The organism is Aestuariibacter sp. GS-14, assembly GCF_006494365.1.
In the GTDB taxonomy this organism is placed as follows: Bacteria; Pseudomonadota; Gammaproteobacteria; order Enterobacterales; family Alteromonadaceae; genus Alteromonas; species Alteromonas mangrovi.
Map to the genome: position 1 here is coordinate 276067 of NZ_VHIP01000004.1, position 26040 is coordinate 302106.

The 26040-nt window shown below is 49.3% G+C and carries 23 protein-coding genes; 10 read left to right on the forward strand and 13 right to left on the reverse strand.

Going from position 1 to position 26040, the window contains the following annotated elements:
• Positions 1-274 precede the first annotated feature (274 nt).
• Positions 275-613 (forward strand): hypothetical protein, encoded by a 339-nt coding sequence (locus tag FJ444_RS09075; protein ID WP_140957904.1) that lies wholly within the window; start codon positions 275-277, stop codon positions 611-613.
• A gap of 51 nt (positions 614-664) precedes the next feature.
• On the opposite strand, the gene FJ444_RS09080 is transcribed toward FJ444_RS09075, so the two are convergent.
• On the reverse strand, positions 665-1891 hold the full coding sequence (locus FJ444_RS09080; protein WP_140957905.1) for a multidrug effflux MFS transporter: 1227 nt from the start codon (positions 1889-1891) through the stop codon (positions 665-667).
• 361 nt (positions 1892-2252) lie between these two features.
• Here FJ444_RS09080 and FJ444_RS09085 point away from each other — a divergent pair, with 361 nt between their 5' ends.
• Positions 2253-3821 carry a glycoside hydrolase family 43 protein gene (locus tag FJ444_RS09085; RefSeq protein ID WP_140957906.1) on the forward strand — a complete coding sequence of 523 codons (1569 nt, stop codon included), beginning with the start codon at positions 2253-2255 and terminating at the stop codon, positions 3819-3821.
• 68 nt (positions 3822-3889) lie between these two features.
• Here FJ444_RS09085 and FJ444_RS09090 read toward each other — a convergent pair whose 3' ends face one another.
• The 4 genes from FJ444_RS09090 to FJ444_RS09100 all read right to left on the reverse strand — a co-directional run bounded on the left by FJ444_RS09090 (position 3890) and on the right by FJ444_RS09100 (position 7724).
• Positions 3890-4225 carry a YtxH domain-containing protein gene (locus FJ444_RS09090; RefSeq protein ID WP_140957907.1) on the reverse strand — a complete coding sequence of 112 codons (336 nt, stop codon included), beginning with the start codon at positions 4223-4225 and terminating at the stop codon, positions 3890-3892.
• A gap of 36 nt (positions 4226-4261) precedes the next feature.
• Positions 4262-4423: a hypothetical protein gene (locus FJ444_RS21365; RefSeq protein ID WP_181405114.1), complete on the reverse strand. Its 162-nt coding sequence runs from the start codon at positions 4421-4423 to the stop codon at positions 4262-4264.
• A gap of 280 nt (positions 4424-4703) precedes the next feature.
• Positions 4704-5660: a polyphosphate kinase 2 gene (ppk2, locus tag FJ444_RS09095; protein WP_140957908.1), complete on the reverse strand. Its 957-nt coding sequence runs from the start codon at positions 5658-5660 to the stop codon at positions 4704-4706.
• Between the two features lie 105 nt (positions 5661-5765).
• Positions 5766-7724, reverse strand: coding sequence for a S9 family peptidase (locus FJ444_RS09100; protein ID WP_140957909.1), 1959 nt, complete (start codon positions 7722-7724; stop codon positions 5766-5768).
• 281 nt (positions 7725-8005) lie between these two features.
• On the opposite strand from FJ444_RS09100, the gene FJ444_RS09105 reads away from it, so the two are divergent.
• Positions 8006-9712: an autotransporter assembly complex family protein gene (locus tag FJ444_RS09105; protein ID WP_181405115.1), complete on the forward strand. Its 1707-nt coding sequence runs from the start codon at positions 8006-8008 to the stop codon at positions 9710-9712.
• On the forward strand, positions 9709-13395 hold the full coding sequence (locus FJ444_RS09110; RefSeq protein ID WP_140957911.1) for a translocation/assembly module TamB domain-containing protein: 3687 nt from the start codon (positions 9709-9711) through the stop codon (positions 13393-13395). The genes FJ444_RS09105 and FJ444_RS09110 overlap by 4 nt, the downstream gene beginning before the upstream one ends.
• 11 nt (positions 13396-13406) lie before the next feature.
• On the opposite strand, the gene can is transcribed toward FJ444_RS09110, so the two are convergent.
• From can to FJ444_RS09125, 3 genes are read right to left on the reverse strand one after another with little or no spacing between them, the layout of a single operon-like run.
• A complete protein-coding gene (can, locus tag FJ444_RS09115; protein WP_140957912.1) occupies positions 13407-13994 on the reverse strand; it encodes a carbonate dehydratase in 588 nt (195 codons plus the stop codon).
• Between the two features lie 53 nt (positions 13995-14047).
• Positions 14048-14614: a hypothetical protein gene (locus tag FJ444_RS09120; RefSeq protein WP_140957913.1), complete on the reverse strand. Its 567-nt coding sequence runs from the start codon at positions 14612-14614 to the stop codon at positions 14048-14050.
• Positions 14607-15110 (reverse strand): RNA polymerase sigma factor, encoded by a 504-nt coding sequence (locus FJ444_RS09125; RefSeq protein ID WP_140957914.1) that lies wholly within the window; start codon positions 15108-15110, stop codon positions 14607-14609. Before FJ444_RS09125 ends, FJ444_RS09120 begins: the two co-directional genes overlap by 8 nt.
• Positions 15111-15244: 134 nt before the next feature.
• On the opposite strand from FJ444_RS09125, the gene FJ444_RS09130 reads away from it, so the two are divergent.
• On the forward strand, positions 15245-15523 hold the full coding sequence (locus FJ444_RS09130; RefSeq protein ID WP_140957915.1) for a hypothetical protein: 279 nt from the start codon (positions 15245-15247) through the stop codon (positions 15521-15523).
• 29 nt (positions 15524-15552) lie between these two features.
• Here FJ444_RS09130 and FJ444_RS09135 read toward each other — a convergent pair whose 3' ends face one another.
• The 4 genes from FJ444_RS09135 to proB form a co-directional block, all read right to left on the reverse strand.
• A complete protein-coding gene (locus FJ444_RS09135) occupies positions 15553-16497 on the reverse strand; it encodes a D-2-hydroxyacid dehydrogenase (protein WP_140957916.1) in 945 nt (314 codons plus the stop codon).
• The gene (locus tag FJ444_RS09140; RefSeq protein ID WP_140957917.1) at positions 16497-16934 is read right to left on the reverse strand and encodes a thioesterase family protein; all 438 of its coding nucleotides are present in this window, start codon (positions 16932-16934) and stop codon (positions 16497-16499) included. Before FJ444_RS09140 ends, FJ444_RS09135 begins: the two co-directional genes overlap by 1 nt.
• 78 nt (positions 16935-17012) lie before the next feature.
• The gene (locus tag FJ444_RS09145) at positions 17013-18263 is read right to left on the reverse strand and encodes a glutamate-5-semialdehyde dehydrogenase (protein WP_140957918.1); all 1251 of its coding nucleotides are present in this window, start codon (positions 18261-18263) and stop codon (positions 17013-17015) included.
• A 10-nt stretch (positions 18264-18273) separates the two neighbouring features.
• On the reverse strand, positions 18274-19374 hold the full coding sequence (gene proB, locus FJ444_RS09150; RefSeq protein ID WP_140957919.1) for a glutamate 5-kinase: 1101 nt from the start codon (positions 19372-19374) through the stop codon (positions 18274-18276).
• Between the two features lie 222 nt (positions 19375-19596).
• Between proB and FJ444_RS09155 the strand changes: the two genes are divergently transcribed.
• From FJ444_RS09155 to FJ444_RS09170, 4 genes are all read left to right on the forward strand, one after another.
• Entirely contained in the window at positions 19597-22071 is a 2475-nt protein-coding gene (locus FJ444_RS09155) for a M1 family metallopeptidase (protein ID WP_140958060.1), read from the forward strand.
• Positions 22061-22582: a DUF6702 family protein gene (locus FJ444_RS09160; RefSeq protein ID WP_181405117.1), complete on the forward strand. Its 522-nt coding sequence runs from the start codon at positions 22061-22063 to the stop codon at positions 22580-22582. The genes FJ444_RS09155 and FJ444_RS09160 overlap by 11 nt, the downstream gene beginning before the upstream one ends.
• Positions 22583-22738: 156 nt before the next feature.
• On the forward strand, positions 22739-23017 hold the full coding sequence (locus tag FJ444_RS09165; RefSeq protein WP_140957920.1) for a hypothetical protein: 279 nt from the start codon (positions 22739-22741) through the stop codon (positions 23015-23017).
• A gap of 6 nt (positions 23018-23023) precedes the next feature.
• Positions 23024-24337 carry an AarF/ABC1/UbiB kinase family protein gene (locus FJ444_RS09170; RefSeq protein ID WP_140957921.1) on the forward strand — a complete coding sequence of 438 codons (1314 nt, stop codon included), beginning with the start codon at positions 23024-23026 and terminating at the stop codon, positions 24335-24337.
• A gap of 1 nt (position 24338) precedes the next feature.
• On the opposite strand, the gene FJ444_RS09175 is transcribed toward FJ444_RS09170, so the two are convergent.
• Complete coding sequence (locus FJ444_RS09175; protein ID WP_140957922.1) at positions 24339-24647, reverse strand: DUF6482 family protein; 309 nt, start codon at positions 24645-24647, stop codon at positions 24339-24341.
• 243 nt (positions 24648-24890) lie between these two features.
• On the opposite strand from FJ444_RS09175, the gene FJ444_RS09180 reads away from it, so the two are divergent.
• On the forward strand, positions 24891-25736 hold the full coding sequence (locus FJ444_RS09180; RefSeq protein ID WP_140957923.1) for a DUF3014 domain-containing protein: 846 nt from the start codon (positions 24891-24893) through the stop codon (positions 25734-25736).
• The last annotated feature ends 304 nt before the right edge of the window (positions 25737-26040 follow it).

Sequence of the window (26040 nt, forward strand, 5' to 3'; positions counted from 1 at the left end):
ATTAGCCCGCCTTTTTGAATAGGTCCCTGAAATCGCTATTCGATTCAGGGATGACGTTGTAACGCAGTCCAACGCAGGTTGTTTACAGCTAAAAGTGTTACTGTTTGGCTACGCATTTCGGATACTCTTTAACGCCTTAACCATTCAACCATCTGTTTTTAATAGTCATTTTAACTGGTACGTATCTTGTAATAGCGTTCTGTTTGCACAACATCACTCATCACATAAAGAAAGCTGTTTCCATAAGCAGCTCATAACGCGCTAGGAGCTACACATGCAATCAGGCATTACCAGGTTCACCCGAATCGGGGACTGGATTTTCGAGGTAAAAATGGTCAGGGCGCTACGAGTAGAAGAGTACGGCCAGCCCTATGATGCGGTAGCTACACTTACCTCAAATGGCGATAACCTGTATATCGATACCCAATTAACCCGCCAGCATAACGAACTCTCGCGATACGATTGTATGGCGTTTTACGAATTTGCCCGCCAGCTCGAGATGAAGCAAATCCATTACGACAAACTGCGCAATGGCCAGCGGCAAAGCAGGGTAGTAGAAATAGTGGAAAACCAGCGTCCACGGGCGCAGGTCACCCTGGCGCGGGTAAAATGACGACATTCCAGCCTTACACGTGAATACAGGTGTAAGGCCGGGCCCGGTATATTAGTAATCGGCGCTGGGTTCCGCCTTTAGCGTAGGGTTGATCACCAGTTTTGCCAGTGTAAAGAACACAACAAAACCAATGGCGATGGGATACAGGTTTTCAGTTAAAAAGGCATCTATGCCCATAGCAACCGGTACCGATATGATACTTGATAGCGAACCGATGATGGCGGCCCCAATGCCCGCCAATTTGCCCAATGGCTGCATGGCAATGGCGTTAAGGTTTCCAAACAATAGCCCTACAAAGAAAAAGCCGATAAACAGGGTAACTAAGGCCAGCGGCAATGGTGGCAGTCCGGCAAACACCATCATCTCTAACATCAATACAGCGGAGAAAATCAACGCGCCATAAAGTGCCAGCGACGTGACCTTTCTCATCCCCCAGCGCATTACAATGTGGCTGTTCATATACGACGCCAGGCCAATTGAGAAGGCCAGTAACGCAAAGATATAGGCAAAGGTATCGCCAACCTGATAAAAGCCTACAAAAATGGTTTGCGACGCGCTTATGTACGCCAGGAACGCGCCAAATACACACCCCATCGCTACGGTTGGCCCAATCACATCGCGGTGAGTAAGAATAAATTTGGACGAGCGGAAAAATTGCGGCCATGAAAATGGAACGCGATCTTCCAGCGACAAGGTTTCAGGCTGGCGAAGGAAGTACCATAAACCCACCCCAGTTGAGACTACCAGAAACAGGGTAAAAATGTGGGTCCAGGATGCAATGCTGATTACCCACTGACCAACCATAGGCGCAATCATGGGCACCAGAATAAACACCATCATAATAAACGACATAACGCGTGCCATGGCTTCACCAGCGAACTGATCACGAATCACTGCCATCGAGGCAATACGAGGGCCTGATACACCAAAGGCCTGAATTAATCGCCCGATTAGCATGGTTGTCATATCAGTCGCTATCATACAAACCAGCGTGCCGATAATAAATATCCCCAGCCCAAGCATTATAGCCTCACGCCGACCACGGGCATCGCAGTAGGGGCCAAAGAACAACTGCCCCAATGCCATCCCGCCAAAAAACAGCGACACTATCAGGTGGCTATCGTGAATATCTTTGGCGCCCAGCTCATGACCAATCACATCCAGCGCTGGCAACATGGCATCAATACTAAGCGCAACCAATGACGTCATAAACGCCATTAGCATTACAAATTCAGCCATACCCAGTACGGGCTTCGCATTTACTGTTGAATTGGTCATAGTGTCTTTAATCTTGTTCCTGAATCTCTGAGAAGCGGCTGCTCACTGACAGTTCCTGGCACACATTGCCAGGCCGCGCAGTATACCTGAAAGTTTATTACAACATGTCAGTTATCCGAGGATTCACCCATAAAATCCGTCAAAAAAAGGCAAAATTACGGCTCAGTTATCAGTATTGTTTATCAGGGTATAAATCATGTTAATACGTGAGCAATTTAGTAACAATAAAACCCATTTTGATAATAGTTAGGTAAGTTAACTGCGTGTACGGTCTGACTCATGTTGTTAACCACTGATTGCCAAAACCATGCTCACAAAGTTACTCATACAGTGCTTACGCCCGATAGGGTTTGTAGCGCTGATGTGTGCTACGCACACCGTTACCGCTGCTCAAACTGCTACAACGCCGTTTAACGCTGCAATTGATATGTCGTTGCCCGTAACGTATACCAACCCGGTGTTGCCTGGGTTTTATTCTGATCCGAGTATTACTAAAGCCGGAGAATATTACTATTTGGTGTCGAGTACATTTGAGTATTTTCCCGGCATTCCGGTATTTCGAAGTAAAGACCTGGTTAACTGGGAACAAATTGGTCACGTTATAGACCGCCCGGAGCAATTGCCCGACGGAGTGAACATCTTCGCGGTAACGCTGCGCTACCACGACGGTACGTTTTATATCGTTACCACCAACGTGGGCTATGGTTGGAATTTTATCATGAAGGCAGAAGACCCAGCCGGCCCCTGGTCTGATCCCATCTGGATAGATGTGCCGCATATCGACCCGGATTTATTCTTCGATGACGATGGCAGGGTATATGTGATCAATTCCGCCTTTACCCTGTACGAAATTGATATTAACACCGGTAAGGTGTTCAACGAGACAGGTCCAATTTGGGCTACAGAAGGCGGCCGTTATGCAGAAGGGCCGCACATTTATAAAAAAGACGGCTGGTACTACCTGATGGCGGCAGAAGGCGGCACTGAGGAAGCTCACTCGATCACCATCGCTCGCAGCCATAACATTACCGGACCCTATTACAGTAATCCGGCTAACCCCATTGTGACTCACGTGAACCGGGCTGGTCAGCAAAATCCTATTCAGGGGCTGGGCCATGGTGACATGATTCAAACCGACGACGGCGATCACTGGATGGTATTTCATGGATACCGCAGTGTCATTGAGGGTGGTACCCATCATACACTGGGCAGGGAAACGTGCCTTGCACCCGTTAGCTGGCCCGCGTTTGGTTGGCCCCAGGTAAATGGCAACGGCACCATTACACCACAAATGCGCGTGCCCACCCTGCCACTCAAGCCGCTTCCTCCGAAACCTGTGCGGACCTTCTTTGATAAACCTTTGGGACTGGAATGGAACTATGTGCAATCACCACCGCCAAACACAGTGCATATTGATACGCGCAGTAAAAAGCTGGTACTAACGGGTTCAGAATTTACCTTGGGTAGTCCGCATCAAAAGGGCATTAGCTTTGTTGGGCGACGCTTGCAACACACGCACTTTACAGCACGCACTGAGCTGCAGTTTTCGCCGGCATCGAGCAACGAAAAAGCCGGGTTAACCTTGCTGAATAACGGCACTCACTTCGACATCATGGTGGGCGTAGACGAGGGTGTGCGTTACGCACAGGTCATGTTCCAATTTGGCGACATTAGCTACGCATCGGAGCCTGTTGCACTGGCGCCAGGGGCAGTTGTGCTAACGATAAAAGGAACGGGAAGTGAATTTCACTTCGGTATTGAGCAACAGGGTAACACTACGATTATCGACAGCGTAAGTGCGCGGTATTTAAGTTCTGAAACGATTGGTGGATTCACCGGGGTATATGTTGGCCCCTATGCTACCGGTAATGGGCGCCCCGCAACGAGCGAAGCGCACTACAGCTGGTTTGATTACAAGCCTGTAGAATAGCATTCGGTCAAGAAAAAAATGGGCACTGTTTATAACAACTCAGCGCCCATCTTGCTACTGGGAATGGATTAACAGTCTTTTTCTTCCATATCCAGTTTGTCTTTTGCTTTTTCGCACGTCTCTTCAATCGCTTCTGCGGTATCTTCAGCCAGTTCTTCAGCTTGGTCTGCTAAATCATCAGTCATTTCTTCAGCCTGATCTACCACGTCTTCTGCCATATCCTGGGCTTGTTCTGCGGCTTCAGCAGCCGCGTCTTTTACATCACTAAGTGCTTTAGCTGCGCTTTCCGCTACGCTATCCACTTTTTCTTCTGTTTGTTCTGCACGGTCATCGCTACAAGCAGCCAGCGTAACGGTAAACAGACCAACTAAAAGTAATGTAACGACTTGTTTTACGTGTTTCATGTGTGTTTCTCCCAAAGTGCGACGTTGTAATTTGGATTATTTGCGCGTTGAACGCCCAATAACCACTTTATAAATAAAGACCAGATATATACCGGTAAGCAGGACCAGCTTACCCAACCCCTGCATGCTGTTCGACACGCCCAGACGCTTTATAGTCACACCTGTTACGACGGTCATAATGAGTAAAATAAACAACATTGGCATTCTCCTTGTGCTTATGCAGCCTCTACACGTTAATCAACCTAAGGGTTCACCAAGGGTTCACCAATGGTTTGCCAGGGGATTGACGGGTAACAGAGCGACATGTCACCTCTCGGATGACGGGTAGCAATACCAATGCGAAAAGCTTGCCAATGTTAATTGGCATTAATTAACAATAAGTTATACAAGTCACATGCAAAACAGAGGGAAAGCCAATGTAAAGGTGTCTGCCCTTGCAGACACCTTTACACAGCGGGTAAATATGGGAATCTGATAGCTAACTTTTTTGCTGCTCAGGATGAAGTGATTTACCCAGTATATGGTTGTCACGTTCGATAACCGTGGCCGCTCGGCCAACAATCAGTGGATCAGGCGCTTTGGCAATGTGTTTGTCTTTATTGGGGTAGGGCAATTTGTGCAGGAAATACTGCATACAATTGAGTCTTGCCCGCTTTTTGTCGTCCGACTTTATCACTACCCAGGGTGCGTCTGCTGTGTCGGTATAAAAGAACATCGCTTCTTTTGCTTCGGTATAGTCGTCCCATTTTTGTTGGGCAAGTTTGTCAATTGGACTGAGCTTCCACTGCTTAAGCGGATCAGTTTCGCGGCGTTTAAAGCGGCGTGTCTGTTCTTCCTGAGTAACCGAAAACCAAAACTTGAATACCCGAATCCCGCTATTCACCAGCATGCGTTCCAACTCCGGCGTTTGACGCATAAATTCCAGATATTCATTTGGTTCGCAAAAGCCCATTACGCGTTCTACTCCCGCGCGGTTGTACCAGGAACGGTCGAATAATACTATTTCTCCCGCGGTTGGCAGATGCTTGATGTAGCGCTGAAAATACCACTGGCCTTTCTCTTCTTCAGACGGCTTTTCCAATGCCACTACCCGCGCACCACGAGGATTCAAATGCTCCATAAACCGCTTAATTGTGCCACCTTTACCGGCCGCGTCGCGCCCTTCAAAAATCATTACCACACGCTCACCGGTGTCTTTTACCCATTTTTGCACTTTTAGCAGTTCAACCTGCAACTGATGCTTATGTTGTTCATAGAACTGACGGGTTACTTTGCGTTTATAGGGGTATTCACCGGAGCGGAATGATTCGGCAATGTAATGTTCATCGTGGCGCAAGTCACCAATATTCTGGTGAACAACCGACACACTGGCCGTGTCCAAGCTTGCGGTCTGAGACTGGGAGTTTGCGGTGGATGTGGTTTGGCTGACTGTCACGGTAAGATCTCCTGTTGATGATCTTAGTGTACGCCCAATCCCGCGGTTACTGTGGTGTTAATGCCGCCTGCGCTGATCCAGATCAACGTCAGGCGGCATCGCCATTTATTGCAAATATTTACCGAGGAATGTATCCATCGCTTCGAAGGTTTTCATTCGGTTTGACTGAATAGACAAGTGGTGATTTCCCAAAGGAAGCTCCACGTATTCAAACACCTTGTCATGATCTTCCAGTTCTTCAGCCATATTGCGGCTTTGCTCCACATGCACCACGCGGTCTTCTTCGCCGTGGATCAGCAGAATAGGCGTTTTGATGTTTTCTACAAAGTTGATTGGCGAGCGGCGTTCACGATCGTCGCTGTCCTCACCAATTTGTTTTTTAACCAACTCTTTGTTTACAAACGCTCGGGCGCGAAATACCAATCTGTCTAAATCGCTCACCCCGGCAAAACTAATGGCGCAGGTATACATTTCAGGGCTTTTCACCGTGGCGGCAAGGGCAGCAAAGCCACCATAACTGGCGCCGACAATACAGACTTTGGATTTGTCGGTATAGCCCTGGTCAATCATCCACTGGGTGGCGTCAGCAATGTCGTCCTGCATTGCCATCCCCCAGCTTTGCATTTGTGCTTCACTGAATGAGTAACCATAGCCGGTTGACCCTCGGAAGTTCGGGCGCATCACGGCGTAACCACGGCTGCTGAAATACGCCGTCCAGTAATCGAAGCCTGAATAATCCCGACCGCCAGGACCACCGTGCGGGAAAATTACCGTTGGGTAAGGCGCTTTGCCGTGTTTGGGTAAGGTTAAATAGCCTTCGATAGTGGATTTATCACGGGTTGTGATATCGACACGCGTGTGGTTATTCAGCGACTCCGGCACTATGTCGGGGTATTGATCAAACAGAAAATTCAGCGTGCCCTCGCGCTGATTGCCAACGTAATAGCGGCCCGGTTGCGTATCGCTTTCTGAATACAGCAAATACACATCTTCGTTTTGGCTGAATGTTACCAGATAGTTATTGCGCTCTTTAATCAGATCATCGAGACCCTCTTGCAACGCTTGGTAACGCGGCTCCCAGTAATAACGGCCACCTTTGGCATTGGCATGGCGAATACCAATGGCATCCTTGGTTACCGGCGAATAAATCAGGCTGCCGTCCACGTCATATTCGTCATCCGAATACACCAGGGTTTCTTCACGGGTAGTGAGATCCATCTTATACAGGGCACGATAATCACCCAGATATTTTTTGAAGTACAAAATGTTTGGATCGGCGGCAAATCCTGCAATGTGAATCGGTTTATCGGTAGACACATTATAGGCAAACAGTGTTTCGTATTTGTCGTCTTCATTGAGCAAAAGAATTTCGCGATCACCGGTTTCATAATTCAGTGTTACCCCCACACGCAAATTGCCCTGCCGGTCGGTAACCCAATCGCGGATCCGCTTTTTGCCTTTTTCCAGACGGCTGATTTTTTGATCTTTAATGTTTACCTTGAACACGGAGGGTTCTTGCGGGCGCGCGATGTCGATTGCCATCAGGATGTGATCGGGATCGTCAGGCAACATATCAATGATTTCGTCCTGGAACTGTGGAGAGTGTCTGGGATTTTCCTGATAGCGTTTGATGTGACGCCAATCAATGACTTGCTCGGGCTCGCCGCCCTGCTCATTGTATTTCATAACGTACAGACGGGTTTTGAAATACTTGGTACCAGCATCAGAGATTTCGTACTTGGCACTAACCAACAGATCTTCATCGTTGGCCCAGCGATACCAGTTAATTTTGACCTTCTTGTTGTCGGCCCGAAGCAGGTAATACACCTTGCCCGTTTCCATATCCAGCGTCATGAGAGCAGCTAAATCCTCACTCTGAGAATTGCGTTCCATGGCTAAGCGGTTGCCGCCTGGCGATAGCGCAACAGAGTAAAACTGGGGCAATCGGCTAAATGCCTCAATTGGCGTTATTTTTGCTTCTTCATTTGCATTGGCAACCGAGACCGGGATGGCAGTGAGTATGCAAAAGCAAAGCATAACCACGCCTTGTGTAAAGCGCTTCATGGCAACATTCCTTGTATTTATAGGATTTTATAGTGAGTAATATAAATAATCCCGACAACCGAGGCAAACAAATCAGTCTGAACCAGCCGGGTAGTTATTACACACAGTGTCGTAAATCCGCCACGTTTCAACGAAAAAACTGTAGCAATGTCACGGTAAGGGGTAAACTGCCCAACGGGTTTGTCGACTTTTACACAAGCCTTTTTTCCCCTATCCCTGTGTAAGGAACCACACGTTTTCACATGTCGCTTCGCACGTTAGTCTTTGTCCTAGGTTTTATCTTGTTTGCTGCCTCAGTGCCAGTTGCCCTGGCAGCCACCACCCTGAGTTACGAATTACGTGGGGTAGAGCAAAGTGCGTTAAAGAAAAACATTGGTTTATATCTGGCAAATATCTCTTTTAACGGCGCAATTCCCGACGAAGCCACACAAGAGCGAATTATTAAAACGGTAAATACCGCCGTGCAGCCCTTTGGTTACTACAATGCCGAAGTAACGCTGCAAATTGAAAAAGAAGACGTGATCATTCAGGTGGCTCTGGGAGAACCACTGATTGTGGCCAATATTACCCGGGAAATCATTGGTGAAGGTCGGGATGACCCGGCTTTCCGCGAGAAATTCAACGCGCTGGCGATTAAAAAGGGCGATGTACTGCACCAGCCCACCTACGAACAATTTAAATCAGCCATGTTCAATTATGCGCTGTCGCATGGTTATTTTGATTTTTACTGGCAAGCCACCCGTCTCGACCTGGTTAGGGAAGAAAATGAAGCGAACGTACTTTTGATTGCCCAGAGTGGTCGTCAGTACAAATTTGGCGAAGTAAGACTGGTTGGCGACAACCGGGCCAAGGCCATCATTGGCCGCTTGCAACCGTTCAAACAGGGCGATGCATACAGTGCCACCAAACTCACCACGTTTAACCGGCGATTAAATGAAACCGGGTATTTTCAGCGTGCGATTGCCCGCCCGTTAGTGAGCCAGGCAGAAGGTGCGAATGTGCCGATTGAAATTACTCTGACCCACCTTCCACGGGATATCTTTAACGTAGGTGGCGGCGGCAGTTCAGATACCGGCCCCCGGATCAGAGGCCGCTGGGAGCGCCCCTGGGTTAACTCGCGGGGACACTCGATTACCGGTGAAGTGTATTTATCGAAACCGGAACAAGCCGCGAGCCTGGATTACCGTATTCCGCTGGAAGACGTGAATAACGATTACGCCAGTATCAAAACCAGTTACGAATTCGAAGACAACACCACCAGCGATACGAAAAGTGAAAAGCTCAGTATTTCTGCCCACCGTTTTTGGAAAGAGCAGGATTCCCCCTGGCAGCGCAGTGTGTCACTTACCTACGACAGAGAAATGTTTACCCAGGGGATCAGTGAACCGCAAACCGTCAATCTGTTGATGCCCGGCTACTCCATTGGCTACAGCGAGTCCGACAACGTGTTGTCTATTAATCAGGGCAAGTATTTTGTGATTGCCATGCAGGGCGCGCATGAAAACGCCGGTAGCGATATCTCGCTGTTGAAAGTAACGGCTAAAGCCAAATACATAGCGACGTTTAACAACACACATCGCATTTTCCTGCGGGCGGAAGCGGGCGCAATCGAAACCGAAGAGTTTGATCGCGTGCCATCCAGTTTGCGTTTTTTCACCGGTGGCGACCAAAGTATCCGGGGATTTAGTTATCAGGAGATCGCACCTTCCGTACTGGACGACGATGGTGAACGGGTATTAACCGGTGGTAAATATCTGGCTACTGGCAGCGCAGAATACGCCTATCCCGTTACCGACAACTGGCGGGCAGCCGTGTTTGCCGACATAGGTACTGCCACCAACGATTTCTCTGATCCACTGGCTACCGGCTATGGCATAGGTGCGCACTGGTTAACGCTCATCGGCCCGGTGCGTTTTTATATTGCCCGCGGACACAACGAGTTCGAAAACAGCTGGCGTTTTCACTTCACGCTAGGGCCGGAATTATGAGCATTAATCGTCTGGCAAAAGTGTTTTTGTATGTAGTGGTGAGTATTGTCACCCTGGTAGGCGTGGGTGTATCGCCGCTGGGGATGCCGCTGGTGCAATACGCGGTTAATCACAGCGTACCCGGCTTGTCGGTGTCCTCCTTATCGGGCAGCGTGTGGTCAAAGATCACCATTGAAAACCTCGCCTGGCATAATGAACAGTGGCAAGTGCAAGTTGCGCGTATTGAAGTAGAACACGACTGGACGTGTTTACTGAATTCCACCACCTGCATTCGCGCGTTAACGATTAATCAGCCGGCCATTGAGCAACTGGCTGAAGCGCCGGCAACAACGTCTGCCGATGAACCCTTAGGCGAAATTGAGCTGCCTGTATCCATACTGCTTGATCAGCTAACGATGACGGATATCAACGTGTCTGCGTTTGCGGGTTCAGTATCGGTTGAACGTATTAGCACCAAAGCACAATGGGTTAGCAACCTCAAAGTGGCGCATTTTCACACCGATAACATCACGGTTAGGCTGCCTGCATCCGAGGTAAACGCAGCACCGGCAACCCCATCTGGAACTTTCAACTACGAACCGCCTGTACTGCCGGCGATAACTATGCCGCTGCAGGTTAACCTGTCTGATATTGCCATCAATAATCTTGCGGTATATCAAGGCGAATCTTTGCTTACTCAATTAACGCTTACACTGGATAAAGCCGCGTTAAAAAAACGCCAGTTCGAATGGAAGCAATTCAGCGTTAACGCTCCCCAGGGGCAAGCGCGCTCCTCCGGGCAAATTGCCTTTACCGGAAGTTACCCACTTACTCTTACCGCAGAGGGTAGCTCAGCACTGGCTGATTTCCCACAAAGCGCCAGCGTTGCGGTTAACGGTGATATGAGTAACCTGCAACTGGCCGTCGCGGCCACCGGTACGGTCTCGGCCAATGCACAATTACAGACAAACTTGCTGGATAGCGAGTTACCGCTGGCCTTACAACTCACCTGGCCAGAGCAGTCTTTGCAGCCTATTCAGGATATGCAACTGGCGGCAGGCGCATTATCGGTTAGCGGCAGAGTGGGCCAATACGCACTGGCAGGCAATACGGCGGTATCTGGTAAAGATATTCCCGCAACTAAAGTCGATATCCAGGCCGTATTAGGCGACCGCTCGCTGGTAATCAGTGCACTGAACGCAGATTTATTAAAGGGCACCATTACTAACAGTGGGGTGCTTTACTTTGGTGATGTACTCAGTTGGGAAGGTCTCACCCGAATTCAGTCACTTGAGCTAAACAGTTTGCACCCGCAAGCGCCCAGTATGCTGGACGGTATTCTGAAAACCCAGATTAGCATGACGAATCGCGGACCCAATGTGCTGGTATCGGATATTCAGCTGTCGGGTGTGCAATACGAACGCGAGTTTCAGCTTGAGGGCGATGCAGTATATTCTGCAAACAGTGATATTGTGGTTGGCAATCTCACCGCGCAACTGGCAGACAACGAAGTATCGGCCATCGGCCAGGTGTTCAAACAGCAGTATATCGATGCACTGGTAACACTGAATTTACCTCATCTGAGCTACCTCTACCCGGAAGTAAAAGGCGGTCTACAGGGCTCAGTGAATATTGAGGGTATCTGGGACAATCCCACCATTCAGTCTTCGCTGACACTGCAGGATGTTGCATTAAGCCCAACCCTGAGTGACGCCATCGCAAAACAAGGGCCGTTGAATGGCTCGATAGACATTGCTGGCAGTCTGGCAGAACACACCTTGTCGTCTTCTTTGCAGCTCCCCGATTACAACAGCGAGTTAAACCTCACTGGCGCCTGGCAGAAGGGTATCTGGCGCGGCCGTTTGAGCGACACGAAATTGGCTGTAGTAAACACCCGCTGGGAACTAAACTCAGACGTAGAACTGATGTTCGCACAATCACCGCTGCAATTTGAGATTTCCGCACATTGCTGGGAATCGCGTGAACACGGTGAACTCTGTATAAACGCAGCAAATTACAACCCGAAGCAAGTGTTGTGGGATGTCAGTGCCACCAACCTGCCTTTGGGATTATGGGCCTATGAATTAGCACCTGACATCCTATTTGAACGAAACGATGCCACGCTTTCGTTTTCCAGTCAGGGCAAGCTTGATGTGAAATCGCAAAAGGCTCAGGCCAAAATTACCGCTGACATTTCTTCAGAAGACTGGCGATTAGGGCCCAAAGGCGAAGTGCTGATCGCCGTGGATACGTTTGCTTTAAACGGCAACTGGGCCAACGACCAGCTCATTTTCGATGCCGACGTTAACAGCCCACAGGTCGGCGAAATCGCCGCAAACCTGACACTGTTGCCGCTGGCACAAACCCCCGGCATTGCCGGTACCGTTAATATCAATCACTGGAAACTGGCGCCATTTAAGTCTCTGCTGCCCAACATGAATGCACTGGACGGTGAGATCAATGGTGCTTTGGTATTAAATGGCGCACTTGCGTTGCCGGAAATAAACGGCGAGTTAAGTATTAGCGATGGTCATATCGACAGTGACGATCTGCCGGTAAAAGTGAGTCAGTGGCAGCAAACCATTACCTTAAACGGTGATAATGCTACGTTTAATGGCCAGTACATGCTTGGCGACGGGGCTGGCACATTAACAGGTGACGTGAGCTGGCGCGATGTACCTGAAGTTAACTTTACGGTTGCAGGTGACGCGTTTACCGTGCAGTACGACGACAGCAAAGTAAAAGTATCACCCGATTTAACCGCGTACATCACGCCGCAGAAAATTGAGATAAAGGGATCGGTTGATGTGCCCTATGCCAGAATTAAAGTAAACGATTTACCAGCCAGTGCTATTGCGCCGTCAAAAGATGTACATCTGCGCGGTGAACCCCCCAGCGACGCCCTTATTGATCAAATTCACGCCAATGTTATGGTGACTATTGACGATGCAAAAACCCAGGAAGTCAAACTGGACGCGTTTGGCCTTACCGCGTCTTTAAGCGGCGGTATTCGGGTGCAAACACAACCTGCGTTAACCGGCTTTGGCGACCTGCAGATACTCAATGGCCGGTATGAAGCGTACGGCCAAAATCTGATCATTCGCACCGGAGAAGTTCAGTTTAACGGCCCGATTGACGAACCCATGTTACTGGTGGAAGCCATTCGCGATCCTGATCTTACCGCCGACGACGTGGTAGCAGGGGTGCGAATAGAGGGTCCAGCCACGCAGCCTAGTGTGAATCTGTTCTCTGAACCCGCTATGGATCAGGCGCAAAACCTGGCCTACTTACTGAGCGGTAGCGGTAGTCTTGGTGGCAGCAATAGCGAAATGGACCAAAATGCTTACGCCAGCCTGTTGATAGGTTTTGGCTTATCCAGCTCGGAAGGCTTAACCAGCAGCGTAGGGGACGCCCTTGGGATTGAAGATTTCACGGTATCCACCACCGGGCAGGGAGACAACACCAAACTGGCTATTTCGGGCAAAATAGCACGCAACTTAACCGTGCGATATGGCGTGGGTATGTTTTCAAATGAAGACAGCGGCGGTCAGGAAGTGGCGCTGCGCTATCAGATCATGAACAACCTGTATATTGAAGTAGTGCGCAGCCTGCACACAGCCGTGGATCTGTATTATCAATTCACGCTTGGCAAGCGCGGCAAAGAAGATCAGAACAACCCTACCGCACCAGCACCAGCACAGTAACTGTTCCGGGCTTAGTATTTATCAGACAAATCGGTAATACGGCCATTTTTCAGGCTGTAAATCCAGCTATGGATCGACAAATCCTGATTGCGGGCCAGCGCATCCTTAACGATAGTGGTTTTTCGCACGTTACTGGTTTGTGTAAGCACGTTAAGCTCACATAATTTGGCAGAGCGCTCTTTCTCCGGCAGCGCCTGGATATCGTTGTAATGCAATTGATAAATATCGCGAATATGGCCCAGCCAGTTATCAATCAAACCAAATTGCTGGTCGCTCATAGCTGCTTCAACGCCACCACAGCCGTAGTGCCCACACACGATAATGTGTTTCACTTTGAGTACGTCTACCGCATACTGCAACACCGACAGGCAATTAAAATCGGTGTGGATCACCATGTTTGCTACGTTGCGGTGCACAAAGATGTCACCTGGCAACAGGTCAACTATCTGATTGGCCGGCACCCGGCTATCAGAACAGCCAATCCACAGGTATTGCGGCGCCTGCTGTTTGGATAATGTTTCAAAAAACGTGGGATCAGCATTATGTGTTCGCGCCGCCCAGTGCTTGTTATTGTCGAGCAAATGTTTAACAGAGGTCATGAAACACTACCAACATTTTGAATTGGCGATGATTATACGCCTAAAAATCAGCGTTAGGTATCTAATACCGCCAACTGCTGATACTCAAGTTTAAACCGGGCGGCTCGCTTGTGCGCCCACACAGCCATAGCGCTTAATCCTATCCCTGCAATCACAAGAATTCCGGCACTGTTCTGCAGGTTATCGAGTGAATAGTCTTCATAAGCCGCTACCAGGCCAAATATTGCGACTAATGCGACACCAGAGAGCCAACAGGAATGAAACGTCAGGCGCGCAATTTTATGATTATTCAGCAGTTGTTTCTTAAGCGTGCCTAAATAGTGAGAAGTATCTTCAAAACGGGCTAACGCCGCATGACGGCGCAGCCAGGCAATATAGGTGTAAAACAAAAAGGTGATCACCAGTAAAGCCACCAGACACCCGGCCAGCAATGTCGATAAGGCGTCCCAGGTAACCATCATTGCCCATAGCGCAGGTACAAACCCCAGCAAATCAACAAGCAGATATATGCGCTGAGCGCGCTGCTGGCGTTTCAGTCGTTTCGCTAAATCCAGCATGTCAATATGACTGGTAGGCTGCTTTTGCCATAGCGCCGTTAAATCCGGTGGTGTGTCAGGCATGTTGTAGCTCCTGTTGTAACTGTGTTTTTGCACGCTGCAATAACACGCCTACGTGATTTTTGGTAATACCACATATCTCGGCAATCTCTATGTAGCTCAGACCTTCCAGTGTGAGTGTGAGTACTTGTCGCATCGCAACCGGTAAGGCTCGCACCGCTACCAATAATTGCTGAATATCGGCTTGTTGCTCTGCCACTTCGTGTGGCTGCATATTGGCCTGTCCGGGCGCAAATTCCCAGTCGTCATTGTCGTGTCCGGACACTTCCTGTTTCTTTACTTCCTTACACACGTGCGTTACCGCCCGGTTATGCGCAATCTTCAAAATATAGGTTTTTAAAGACGCCTCGCCGTTAAACCGGGCCAGCCCCTGCCACACTGCCAGTGCAATCTCCTGCAGCAACTCCTGTTGCAGGGCATCGTTCGCTTCATAGCTCGACGCCACGCGACTAAGCAATGCCTGATGCTGGTTGAGGATATCCTTAAAATCCGCTTGCACTCACTGTCCTGATTTATCGTTGTTTAATGAAGTTATTACAGGTAGTCAGGTATTTATAAAAAAAATTACACATCGGCTGTAATTTTTTTCCGCGCTCGCTGACTAGAGTAATATCCACTATACAGGAGCCCGCTATGACTACTTTGAACATTGTTACATTAATTTCGGCTGTACTGGTACTGAGCCTGGTTTGTCATTATTTAGATGCCAAATACCGCTGGCAATTAAGTGCCTGGTTTTGCGGTGAGAGCGTAAATCCGTTTGCCCAGGGTACGCATACCGTCGCAGAAAAATCTGACCCCAAAGATGAAGAAATTGCAGCCCTTAAAGCGCGCATAGCAACACTGGAGGCCATTGTGACTGAACCGGCTTACGCACTAAACGAAGAGCTTAAAAAACTCAGTCGCCAATAATTACCATGCGGTCAATCCGGTGTACCTGGCTAAACGCCCTGTAAAAAGGCCGCCAGACTGCCTGCCGCCAGTGAAATTAAACGCTGGCGGGCTTCTTTGGCGGCCCAGGCATTGTGGGGCGTAATGAGTAAATTAGGTAGCCGAGCGGTTAGCAGTGGATGATCTGCTGGTGGAGGTTCACTGCTCAGTGTGTCTAACGCTGCGCCGCCAATGTGTTTATTCAGGAGCGCATCGAGCAAAGCGTGTTCATCAATCAGGCCACCTCGTGCTGTATTGATCAGCAATGCGCCTGGTTTCATTAGCGCAAAGCGCTGTGCATTCATTAATTCAGCCGTATCCGGACTCAACTGACAATGCAAACTTACCACATCGGCACTGGGTAATAGCGTTTCTAACGGCTGTCGACCTGATAAGCCACTGTCTGTGTATTGCGTGCCGGGTCTCGCCGCCACAGATACCCGCATGCCAAAGGCTTTGGCCAGCTCAGCTACGCGCTGCCCCAAGGTGCCATATCCCACAATAACCAAATGCTTGTTTGCCAGTTCGATAACCGGATTGTCGAGCAGGCAAAAAAACGGCGATGCTGACCATTCGCCCTGTTGCACCTGATGCATGGTAGGGATCGCCGATGTTGCCAGATTCAACATCAGCATAAGCGTGTGCTGAGCTACAGAATCCGTGCCGTAACCTGCCACGTTATTCACTGTAATACCGCGCGTTTTGCAGTATTCCAAATCCACGTTATTCATACCGGTAGCCAGCACACCGATATACCGGCAACGCGGTGCTTGCCGCAGTATATCTGCACTGAGCACAACTTTGTTTACCAGGATCACGTCGGCATTAGCAATGCGCTGTACAACGGTATCAGCAGTCGTTACCGGATGGCAGGTTAACGAAATAGGCAATGCACGTAAGGCAGACAAATCAGCGTCCTGCCCCAGTGAATCACCGTCCAGAATGACTGCGTGCATCAAAGCGCTTCAATGATTCGTTCTAATGCACTTTTGGTGCGTGGCGGAATTTGCACAACGCGGTTGGTTGCGCGATCAACAAATACCTGCACAAACTGACCGTGCGCCACACGCCGATGGTTGGTGCCAGCGTAAATAGACACACCGTATGTGACCGAGCTACGGCCAATTTTGGCTACCCGCACCCCCACTTCCACATCTTCCGGATAGGAAATAGTAGAAATGAACTGGCACTGTGAACTCACCACATGGGCAATTACCGGGCTGTGCCTGAAATCCATACCTGCTTCATCGGCCAAAAACCGATTTACTGCGGTGTCGAAAAAGCTGTAAAACACCACGTTGTTTACGTTGCCATAGACATCATTGTCCTGCCAGCGCGTAGGCAGGGTTACTGCATAGGGATAATCACTCAGCGAAGGGGTTATATCCGTCATGTTTATTCTCATCCTTCAATGATGGTTTCAGCTTACCGCGTTGCTCGCGGCGTCGCTACGGGCAAAGTACATTGATTATTATTTTCGGGTGTGTCCGTTACCCATTACCACAAATTTTTCCGTTGTAAGGGATTGTGCGCCCATGGGTCCGTAAGCGTGCAGTTTGCTGGTGGAAATACCGATTTCTGCACCTAACCCCAATTCACCGCCATCAGAGAATCGCGAAGAGGCATTCACCATGACTACCGCCGAGTTGATGTCGCGAATAAATGCGTTGGCCGTTGCGTAGTGCTGCGTGGCAATCACTTCGGTATGACCCGAACCATACTGAACAATGTGCTCAACCGCATCTTCATAGCTATCTACTACCCTTACCGCAATTTCCATTGCCAGGTATTCAGCATGCCAATCAGCATTGGTGGCGCCCACCGCGCCATGAAAATGCCTGATCGACGTCTCACAGGCGTGGATCACGGTATTGTGAGTTTTCAACATGGCGGCCGCACGGGGTAAAAACACATCAGCAATCGATTTGTGTACCAAACAGGTTTCCAGCGCGTTACATACACCGGTGCGCTGGGTTTTACCGTTTTCCAACAGCGCCAGGGCCTGCTCGATGTCGGCGTGCTGGTCGACATATAAGTGACAGACACCTTTGTAATGCTGAATAACCGGGATCTGGCTGCGTTCACTCACATACTGAATCAGCCCTTCGCCGCCACGGGGAATAATCAGGTCCACGTCGTCTTTCAAGGTCATCAGGGTATTCATGATAGCCCGGTCAGGATCGGGGACAACAGTTACGGCGGCAGCATCGATATGATGCTTGCGCAGCACATGGTGTAAGCAGGCTGCCAGGGCCAGATTAGAGTGCAACGCTTCTTTGCCGCCGCGCAGAATAACCGCATTGCCGGCCTTAAAACACAGCGCAGCCGCATCCACTGTTACATTCGGGCGCGATTCATAAATCATTGCAATGACACCCAGCGGAATGCGCATTTTGCCAACCTGTATGCCGCTTGGCATAGTTTTCATCTGGCTGATTTCACCTACCGGATCATCCTGATCGGCGATTGACGCCACCGCATTGGCAATGGCCATAACCCGCTCTTCGGTAAGCGTTAACCTGTCTACCATAGCGGCATCCAGATGCACAGACTTTGCGTGCTCAAGATCCAACTGGTTAGCCGACAAAATATTGCGGGTTTGTTGTATCAGGTAATGACTGATGTCGTGCAGCACTTCGCGCTTTTGCTCCGGGCTAAGACGGGCTACCTGACGGGCGGCCTTTTTTGCCTCTTTGGCTGCTTGTCGAATCGAAAAGCTCATCGCGTGCTCCTTATTTCAATAACACCAAATCGTCACGGTGAACGACAACTTCGCCGTTATCGTACCCCAGAATGTCGCGGATACGCTGACTTTTCTCACCTTTGATCTTCTTGAGTTCCTGTGCGCTGTAAAGCGCCAGGCCTTTGGCCAGGGATTTGTCCTGACTCACAATTTCAATGGCATCACCAGTTTCGAAGTTACCACTCACTTCGGTTATACCCGACGGCAGCAAAGACGCACCTTTTGAAACCAAGGCTTTCTCAGCACCAGGGTCGACGTGAATTTTACCACGGGTTTTCAACGTGTGTTCCAGCCACAGTCGGCGGGCCGTTTTTTGCGACTGCTGGGCCTTAAACAACGTTCCGGGAATATTGCCATCCTGCAGTTCATCAAACACGTTGCCGTTGCGCCCATTTACAATCAGGGTTTGAATGCCGCTGCGCGTGCATTTATCGGCGGCTTCAATTTTGGTACGCATGCCGCCGGTACCCACCGATGAGCCGGCCCCGCCAGCAATACTGTAAATATGCGGCGTTATTTCATCCACAACCGGGATCAATTTGGCCGTGGCGTCTTTGCGCGGATCGGCCGTATACAGGCCGTCGATATCCGAGCAAATAATTAGCGTGTCGGCACCCGACACTAACGCCGTATAGGCCGCCAGGTTGTCGTTATCACCTACTTTCAGTTCGTTCACTGCTACCGTATCGTTTTCATTCACCACGGGTAATGCCTGATGGTTTAACAGCTCACGCATGGTATTTTTAATATTTACATAGCGTGTACGGTCGTGCAGGTCGTCGTAGGTTAATAATACCTGAGCACAGGGAAAATCGAAAAACCGCTGCCAGTTGGCCATCATGTACATCTGACCGATGGCTGCCATGGCCTGCTTCTCAGAAATAGAAGCCGGATGCTGAATAGGCACTTTAGCCCGCCCCGCAGCCACACTGCCGGATGACACTAAAATAACCTCTTTGCCTGCCTCTCGGGCAGACGTAATAAAACGCGCAATTGGAAGAATATAGCGGCCACTGCATTGCTGGCCATCTGGCGCGATCAGCGCACTGCCAATTTTGATTACGGCACGCTGCCAGGTAAACCCACTCATTAGCATGAAGACAAAGAAAGTAACGGGGTTTCAAGAATATTACAAAGCGCCCACAAAACAAACAAAAAACCGCATTACAACACCATGTATGGCTGGCTTTGCGTTAAGGCTGTTGCAATTTACGGCAAACGGCTGGCATTTGTGAATACATTAGAATTACACTACTTGTTTATCATAATAAATAAGCGTCATAACGACTAAGGATCATACATGAGCAATCGTATGCCCAAGTTGATCTGGTTAATGCCGGTGCTGTCTATGCTGACTTGCTCAGTAACTGCGAACGCTGCCATTAAACAGACGAAAGGGGATTTCGAAGATAAATTCCGTCAACTTGATGAAGTGCTTCCCACCCCAAACGTGTACCGCAACGCGGCAGGTGAGCCAGGCCATCAGTACTGGCAGCAAAAAGTGGATTATGACATCGACGTAACCCTGGACGAAGCCAAACGTCGTATCGACGCGTCTGAATCTATTACTTACCAGAACAACTCACCGGATACCCTGAAATATTTATGGGTACAGCTGGATCAAAACAAATTCCGTCCCGACTCAATGTCAGCGCTAAGCGAAAACTTTGGCGGAATCGGTAACCGCGGCCCGGCAACATCCGCCCCCAGCGACAGCTCACCGGCTAAACTTTCCATGGAAGCCATTCGCCGTCAGCAGTTTGTAGACGATAACGAGCTGGGCTATCAAATTAAGAAAGTCACCGACGGTAGCGGCAAAGCACTGCACTATGTGATTGTTGGCACCTTGATGCGTGTTGATCTTGCAGCACCATTGAAGCCGGGCAAGAAAACCGACGTAAAAATTGATTTTGGTTTTAACATTGTTGAAGAAGATGCCGTATCTGCCCGTGCAGGTTACGAGCATTTCCCGGATGACAAGCGCGAAGGCGGCAACGACATTTTCCTGTTGGCTCAATGGTTCCCGCGTTTGGCCGCTTACACAGACTACGAAGCCTGGACCAATAAAGAGTTCCTGGGTCGAGGTGAGTTTACCCTTGAATTTGGTAATTACGACGTAGAAATTACCGTACCAGCCGACCACATTGTGTCGTCAACCGGTGTACTGAAAAACCCGAAAGCGGTGTTAACCAGTGAGCAACGCGACCGACTTGAGCAAGCTAAAAATGCCGAGCGTACCGTTTTCATCGTAACCGAAGAAGAAGCGCTGGAAAACGAAAAAGAAGGCACAGACAAAACCAAAACCTGGCATTTTGAAGCAGAAAACGTGCGTGACTTCGCATGGGCCTCTTCACGTAAGTTTATGTGGGATGCACGCGGTTATCACCAGGGTGGTAAAGACCAACCTTTAGTGATGGCGATGTCTTTCTACCCGAAAGAAGGTGGCGATCTGTGGAAGAAGTACTCAACCGAGTCGATCATTCACACCATGGAAGTGTATTCGCGTTTCTCGTTTGATTACCCTTATCCGGTTGCACAATCGGTTAACGGTCCGGTAGGCGGCATGGAATATCCCATGATCACCTTTAACGGCCCGCGTACCGAACTGCGCGATGACGGTTCACGCACTTATTCACTGGCTGAAAAACGCTTCCTGATTGGCGTTGTTATTCACGAAGTGGGGCATATTTACTTCCCAATGACAGTGAACTCTGATGAACGTCAGTGGACCTGGATGGACGAAGGTCTGAACAGCTTCCTCGATGGCGTTGCAGGCCGCGAATGGGATCCGGATATTCCATGGGGTGTTGAACCCCGTGACGTAGTGGATTACATGAAGTCCGACACACAAGTGCCTATTATGACCCAGTCTGACTCTGTTTTGCGCTTAGGTCCAAATGCGTACACCAAGCCAGCGGTAGCACTTAACATTCTGCGCGAAACCATTCTTGGCCGCGAATTATTCGACTTCGCGTTTAAAGAATACGCGCAGCGCTGGAAGTTCAAACGCCCCACACCAGCTGACTTTTTCCGCACTATGGAAGAAGCCTCAGGCGTTGATTTAGACTGGTTCTGGCGCGGTTGGTTCTACACTACCGATCACGTGGATATCTCCTTAGACAAGGTTTACAAACTGCGTCTGGACACTCAGGATCCAGATATTGATTTTGCGCGTGAGCGCCAGGTTGAGCAAGACAAGCCTAAGTCACTGACTGACGAGCGCAACGCTGCTGAAGGCAAGAAATTGTGGGTAGACCGTTATTCCGACATTACCGACTTCTACGATGAAAATGACCAGTTCACGGTAACCAACAAAGAGCGTAACAGCTACAAGAGCTGGTTAGACAAACTGGAACCCTGGGAGCGTAAGGCCTTTGAACGCGCGGTTAAAGAAGACAAAAATTACTATGTAATGGAGTTTTCTAATCTGGGTGGTCTGGTTATGCCTATCATCCTGGAAATGACTTATGCTGACGGCACTACCGAACAGTTGCGTATTCCGGCTGAAATCTGGCGTCGTACCCCTAAAGCGGTGAGCAAACTGGTGGTAACCGACAAAGACAAAGAACTGGTAAGCGTAACCGTTGATCCACGCTGGGAAACTGCCGACGTAGATGTGGAAAACAACCACTATCCACGCCGCATTATTCCTTCACGTATTGAAGCGTATAAGTCTAAACCAAGTTCAGCGAAGGTTCGCCGTGACATCATGCATGACATCAAAACCGAACTGAAGACCGACAAGAAAGACGGTGAAGACGAGAAGAAGGAAGGCGATGACAACTAAGCTGTCGCGCATTTCTGACGTGGTTAAGGCAGGGCTTTATGCCCTGCTGTTATGTGTTTCAAGTTCACAAGCCATAGCGCATCAGCAAAAGGCCGCGATCACCACTGTGTTGTTCAACCCGCGCACAGAAAATATTGAGGTGATGCATCGCTTTAATTTGCACGATGCCGAACACGCCGTAAAAATGCTGTTTAAAAAAACCGCCGACATACTGGATGACCCGGCCACGCAGGCCGAGTTTGCCAACTATGCTGCAGAACGCTTTATGCTGTTAAATGCCGCAGGCGAACCGCTTAAGCTGTCTTTGATTGGGTTTGAAACAGAAGGTAAATACTTTTGGGTTTATCAGGAAACCGATCAGCCACCTGTTCTGAAGGGGCTGAGAGTGCGTCATGACGCACTGCGTGATATCTGGCCAAGCCAGGTAAATACGCTGAATGTGGAAGGCAATGGCGATCTGAAAACCTTAACCTTTACCGACAATGTGGCGTTACTGGAAGTGCACTTTTAAAGCCACGCACGTCAACACTTAGAGAGTTGTTGTGTAGCGGTCTTCCGCTACACAAACCTGCTTATTTCGCCTCACCATCACCTATTCAGACCATTGTCGCAATTGACCCCGTGCCCCTGAGTACGTCATTATGCTAGGTAAAAAAGGGCATAATGTATGACTGATACCCAACAACCTGCCAACGACACCGCAAACAACAAGAAAAATGTATTGTGGGTGTACCTCTCTGGCGCAATGGCAATCACTATTGTAGTAATGATGTTCATGCCTAATTCCGGCATGGGAGGCTCCATTATCGCTATTTACGGCCCCATGCTGTGGTGCGGCATTTTTGCTGCGGCGCTGGCACGCTACAACGAACGAAATGGCTGGATAGGATTTGCGATAGGCAGTGGCATTGGTATGCTGCTACAAGTGATCTCTCAGATAGTGTAGCGGGACATGTCCGACACGCCGAAATCCCGCCCGATACCCAGTTCGCGTTTATCGCGCATGACGCGTATAGGCGCGCTGGCGGGAAAGATAGCGGGCAGCGTGGTGTCTCAGGGTGCAGCTAAGCTACTTTCGGGCCAGCGCCCTTCGCTTTCGGCTTTAGTACTCACGCCCAGGAATATCCAGCGTATTACCGACCAACTTGCCACGTTGCGCGGCGCGGCGATGAAATTAGGGCAATTAATTTCAATGGATGGCGGAGAGTTACTTCCTCCAGAATTAAGCGCCATTCTTGCGCGTTTGCGCGAAGATGCCGATCCTATGCCAAAAGCACAGTTACAAGCAGTACTTGACGACGCGTGGCAGCCAGGATGGCAAGACACATTGCTGTATTTTTCCTTTGCCCCAATCGCCGCAGCTTCGATTGGCCAGGTACATAAGGCCATTACGTTTAACGGCGAAACCCTTGCCATTAAAGTGCAATATCCCGGTATCGGCGACAGCATAAACAGCGATGTAGACAATGTAGCGAGTATTATTAAGCTATCCGGATTATTGCCTGGCACACTCGACATCAAGCCACTGCTATCCCAGGCAAAAGCGCAATTGCACGACGAAGCAGACTATCTGCGCGAAGCGGCGATGCTTCGCCAGTACAGTAAGGCATTGGGTAACCATCCGGATTTTGTGGTGCCCGACGTTTTCGACGAATTTACCACCGCCACCACCCTCGCTATGACCCACATTAAGAGCGATCCGATCATCACTCTGGCGCAGGCCCCGCAAGCCGTGCGCAACCGGCTCATGACTGGCCTATTCAGTTTGTTTTTTGATGAAGTGTTTTCGTTTCGCCTTATTCAAAGCGATCCCAACATGGCCAACTACCGCTATATTGCCGAGTCGGAAACCGTTGCACTGTTAGATTTTGGTGCGTGTCGCGACGTACCAGAGGCGGTGTCTAAAGGTTACCTGGCACTGCTAAGAGCCATGGCCAAGGATGATATGGCGGGCGTAGCCCAGGCCGCGCTGGATATAGGGCTAATGCAAACGACCCACAGTGAATCGCAACAGGCAACCGTAGTGGCGCTCGGTAAACTAGCATGCGAAGCATTGTATTGCGACGGCCCGTACGATTTTGCTAATTCGGACCTGCTCACCCGGGTTCAGGCACTGGGCATGCAACTTAGCTTCGATGAGGACTTTTGGCACATTCCGCCTGTGGATGCTATTTTTATCCACCGAAAATTAGGCGGCTTGTATTTGTTGGCCAAACAACTCAATACGCAAATTGACCTGCGCGAAGCCGCCAGTAAATGGCTGTGATTTAGTAAGGCATTTCCATACTAAATGGCAAGGCCATTGCATGTGCCGCTTTGGGTGGATTACCTATCATCTCGTCATAGGGAGTGTCGTGTTTCATATACGATGTAGCCACTGAACAATGTGCAAAGAATTCCCGAATATGGCCTGCGCTGTAAAAGCGCATTGGTTTGTCTGAATCATCGTAAACCAAGCCAGTTTGATTGCCACAGGTAAGTTGCACCAGGTATACATTCATTTCAAACGATTGCACTTCCAGCACATCAATTGCCAAGACATCTGCTTCCAGGTCTTTTCGCCAGAATTTATACATAACTCACATTTCCGGTAGGTTGGTGATTGTGTATACGGCTGCACGGAAAAAATGGATGAAACGCAAATCAAACGGAAAAATCGTACCTGTTAACGGTTTACTCTTGAGGCCTGGCCTGATATTCAATAAAACAGTAAGCCGGTAATTTAAAAAAAAGAATAAAAAAACAACATTGAATTTCAGCGGATTGCCAATAACTCTGGTAGTATGAATTGAGCAGCCATCAAATCAAGGTAGATATCTATGAGCGAGAATTCCGAGCAAAAGTCTTGGTTACCCTACGTCATTATCGGCGTGGTTGTGATTGTATTGCTGGCCGTTTTATTATGGCCTTCCAGTGAACCAACACCTGAGCCAGCCAAACCGATTGAGCCTCCTGCGATTGCGCAGCCAGAAACCATAGAGCCTGCAACCCCTGATGTCTTTGAAGCGGCACCAGCACCTGAGCCGGTAGTGATCGATCCTAATCAGGAAATCGACCCCATGCCACAGTCTGCGCCGGAGCCACAACCACTGGATATCAGTGATGTTGCTGTGAAAAGTGCGTTGGAAACCATTGCTTCATCACCCTTGATCAGTCGTTTACTGGTTAATGACGGCCTGCTTCAGCGTTTTGTTGTATCGACTACCAATCTGGCTGATGGCGATATGGCGCCGAACCATCGCTTATTAACCCCGCCTGATCAGGAATTTCGTGTGTATACACAAGCCGATCGCAAGTGGATTGATGCAGCCAGTTACAAGCGGTATACGCCTTACGTTGATGCACTTGAGTCCATGAGCAACAGTGATCTGGTAAAACTGTACACTACTTATCTGGATGAGATTCAGGCTAAATATGCCGAAATTGGCGATCCAGACCAGTCATTTACTGAAGTCATGATTAGCGCTATTGATACACTGCTGGATACGCCAGAAGTGAAAATGCCAGTGGAAGTGTATACTGATTCGGTAATGTACAAGTATGCTGACGAGCGCCTGGAGAGTTTGTCTGGGCCGCAGAAACAATTGCTTCGCACCGGCCCCGATAATATGCGCCGTATAAAGGCGAAACTGCGAGAATTGCGCGACGCGCTGTCATCGCTCTAATCCGCTAAATTCAATTACAAAAAAAGCAGGTTACTTCAAAACCTGCTTTTTTTATGCTTATTAAAGCGTGTTTTACTTTCCTGGTTATTTCACCGGCTCGTTTGTGTTACCACCAACCGTGCATAACTGGCATATTATGCCGCCGCTTTTTTCGCGATCAGGTCGAAAATTAGTGCGCCGACAGGCGCTGTACCGAGGCTTCCATAAATACGACTTCCTTTTTGATTAGAAAGGCCAGTATTGCTGAATTTCCCGCAAAACACTGTACACAACGTTGCGTGCGATAGCCGATATTCGCCTTAGA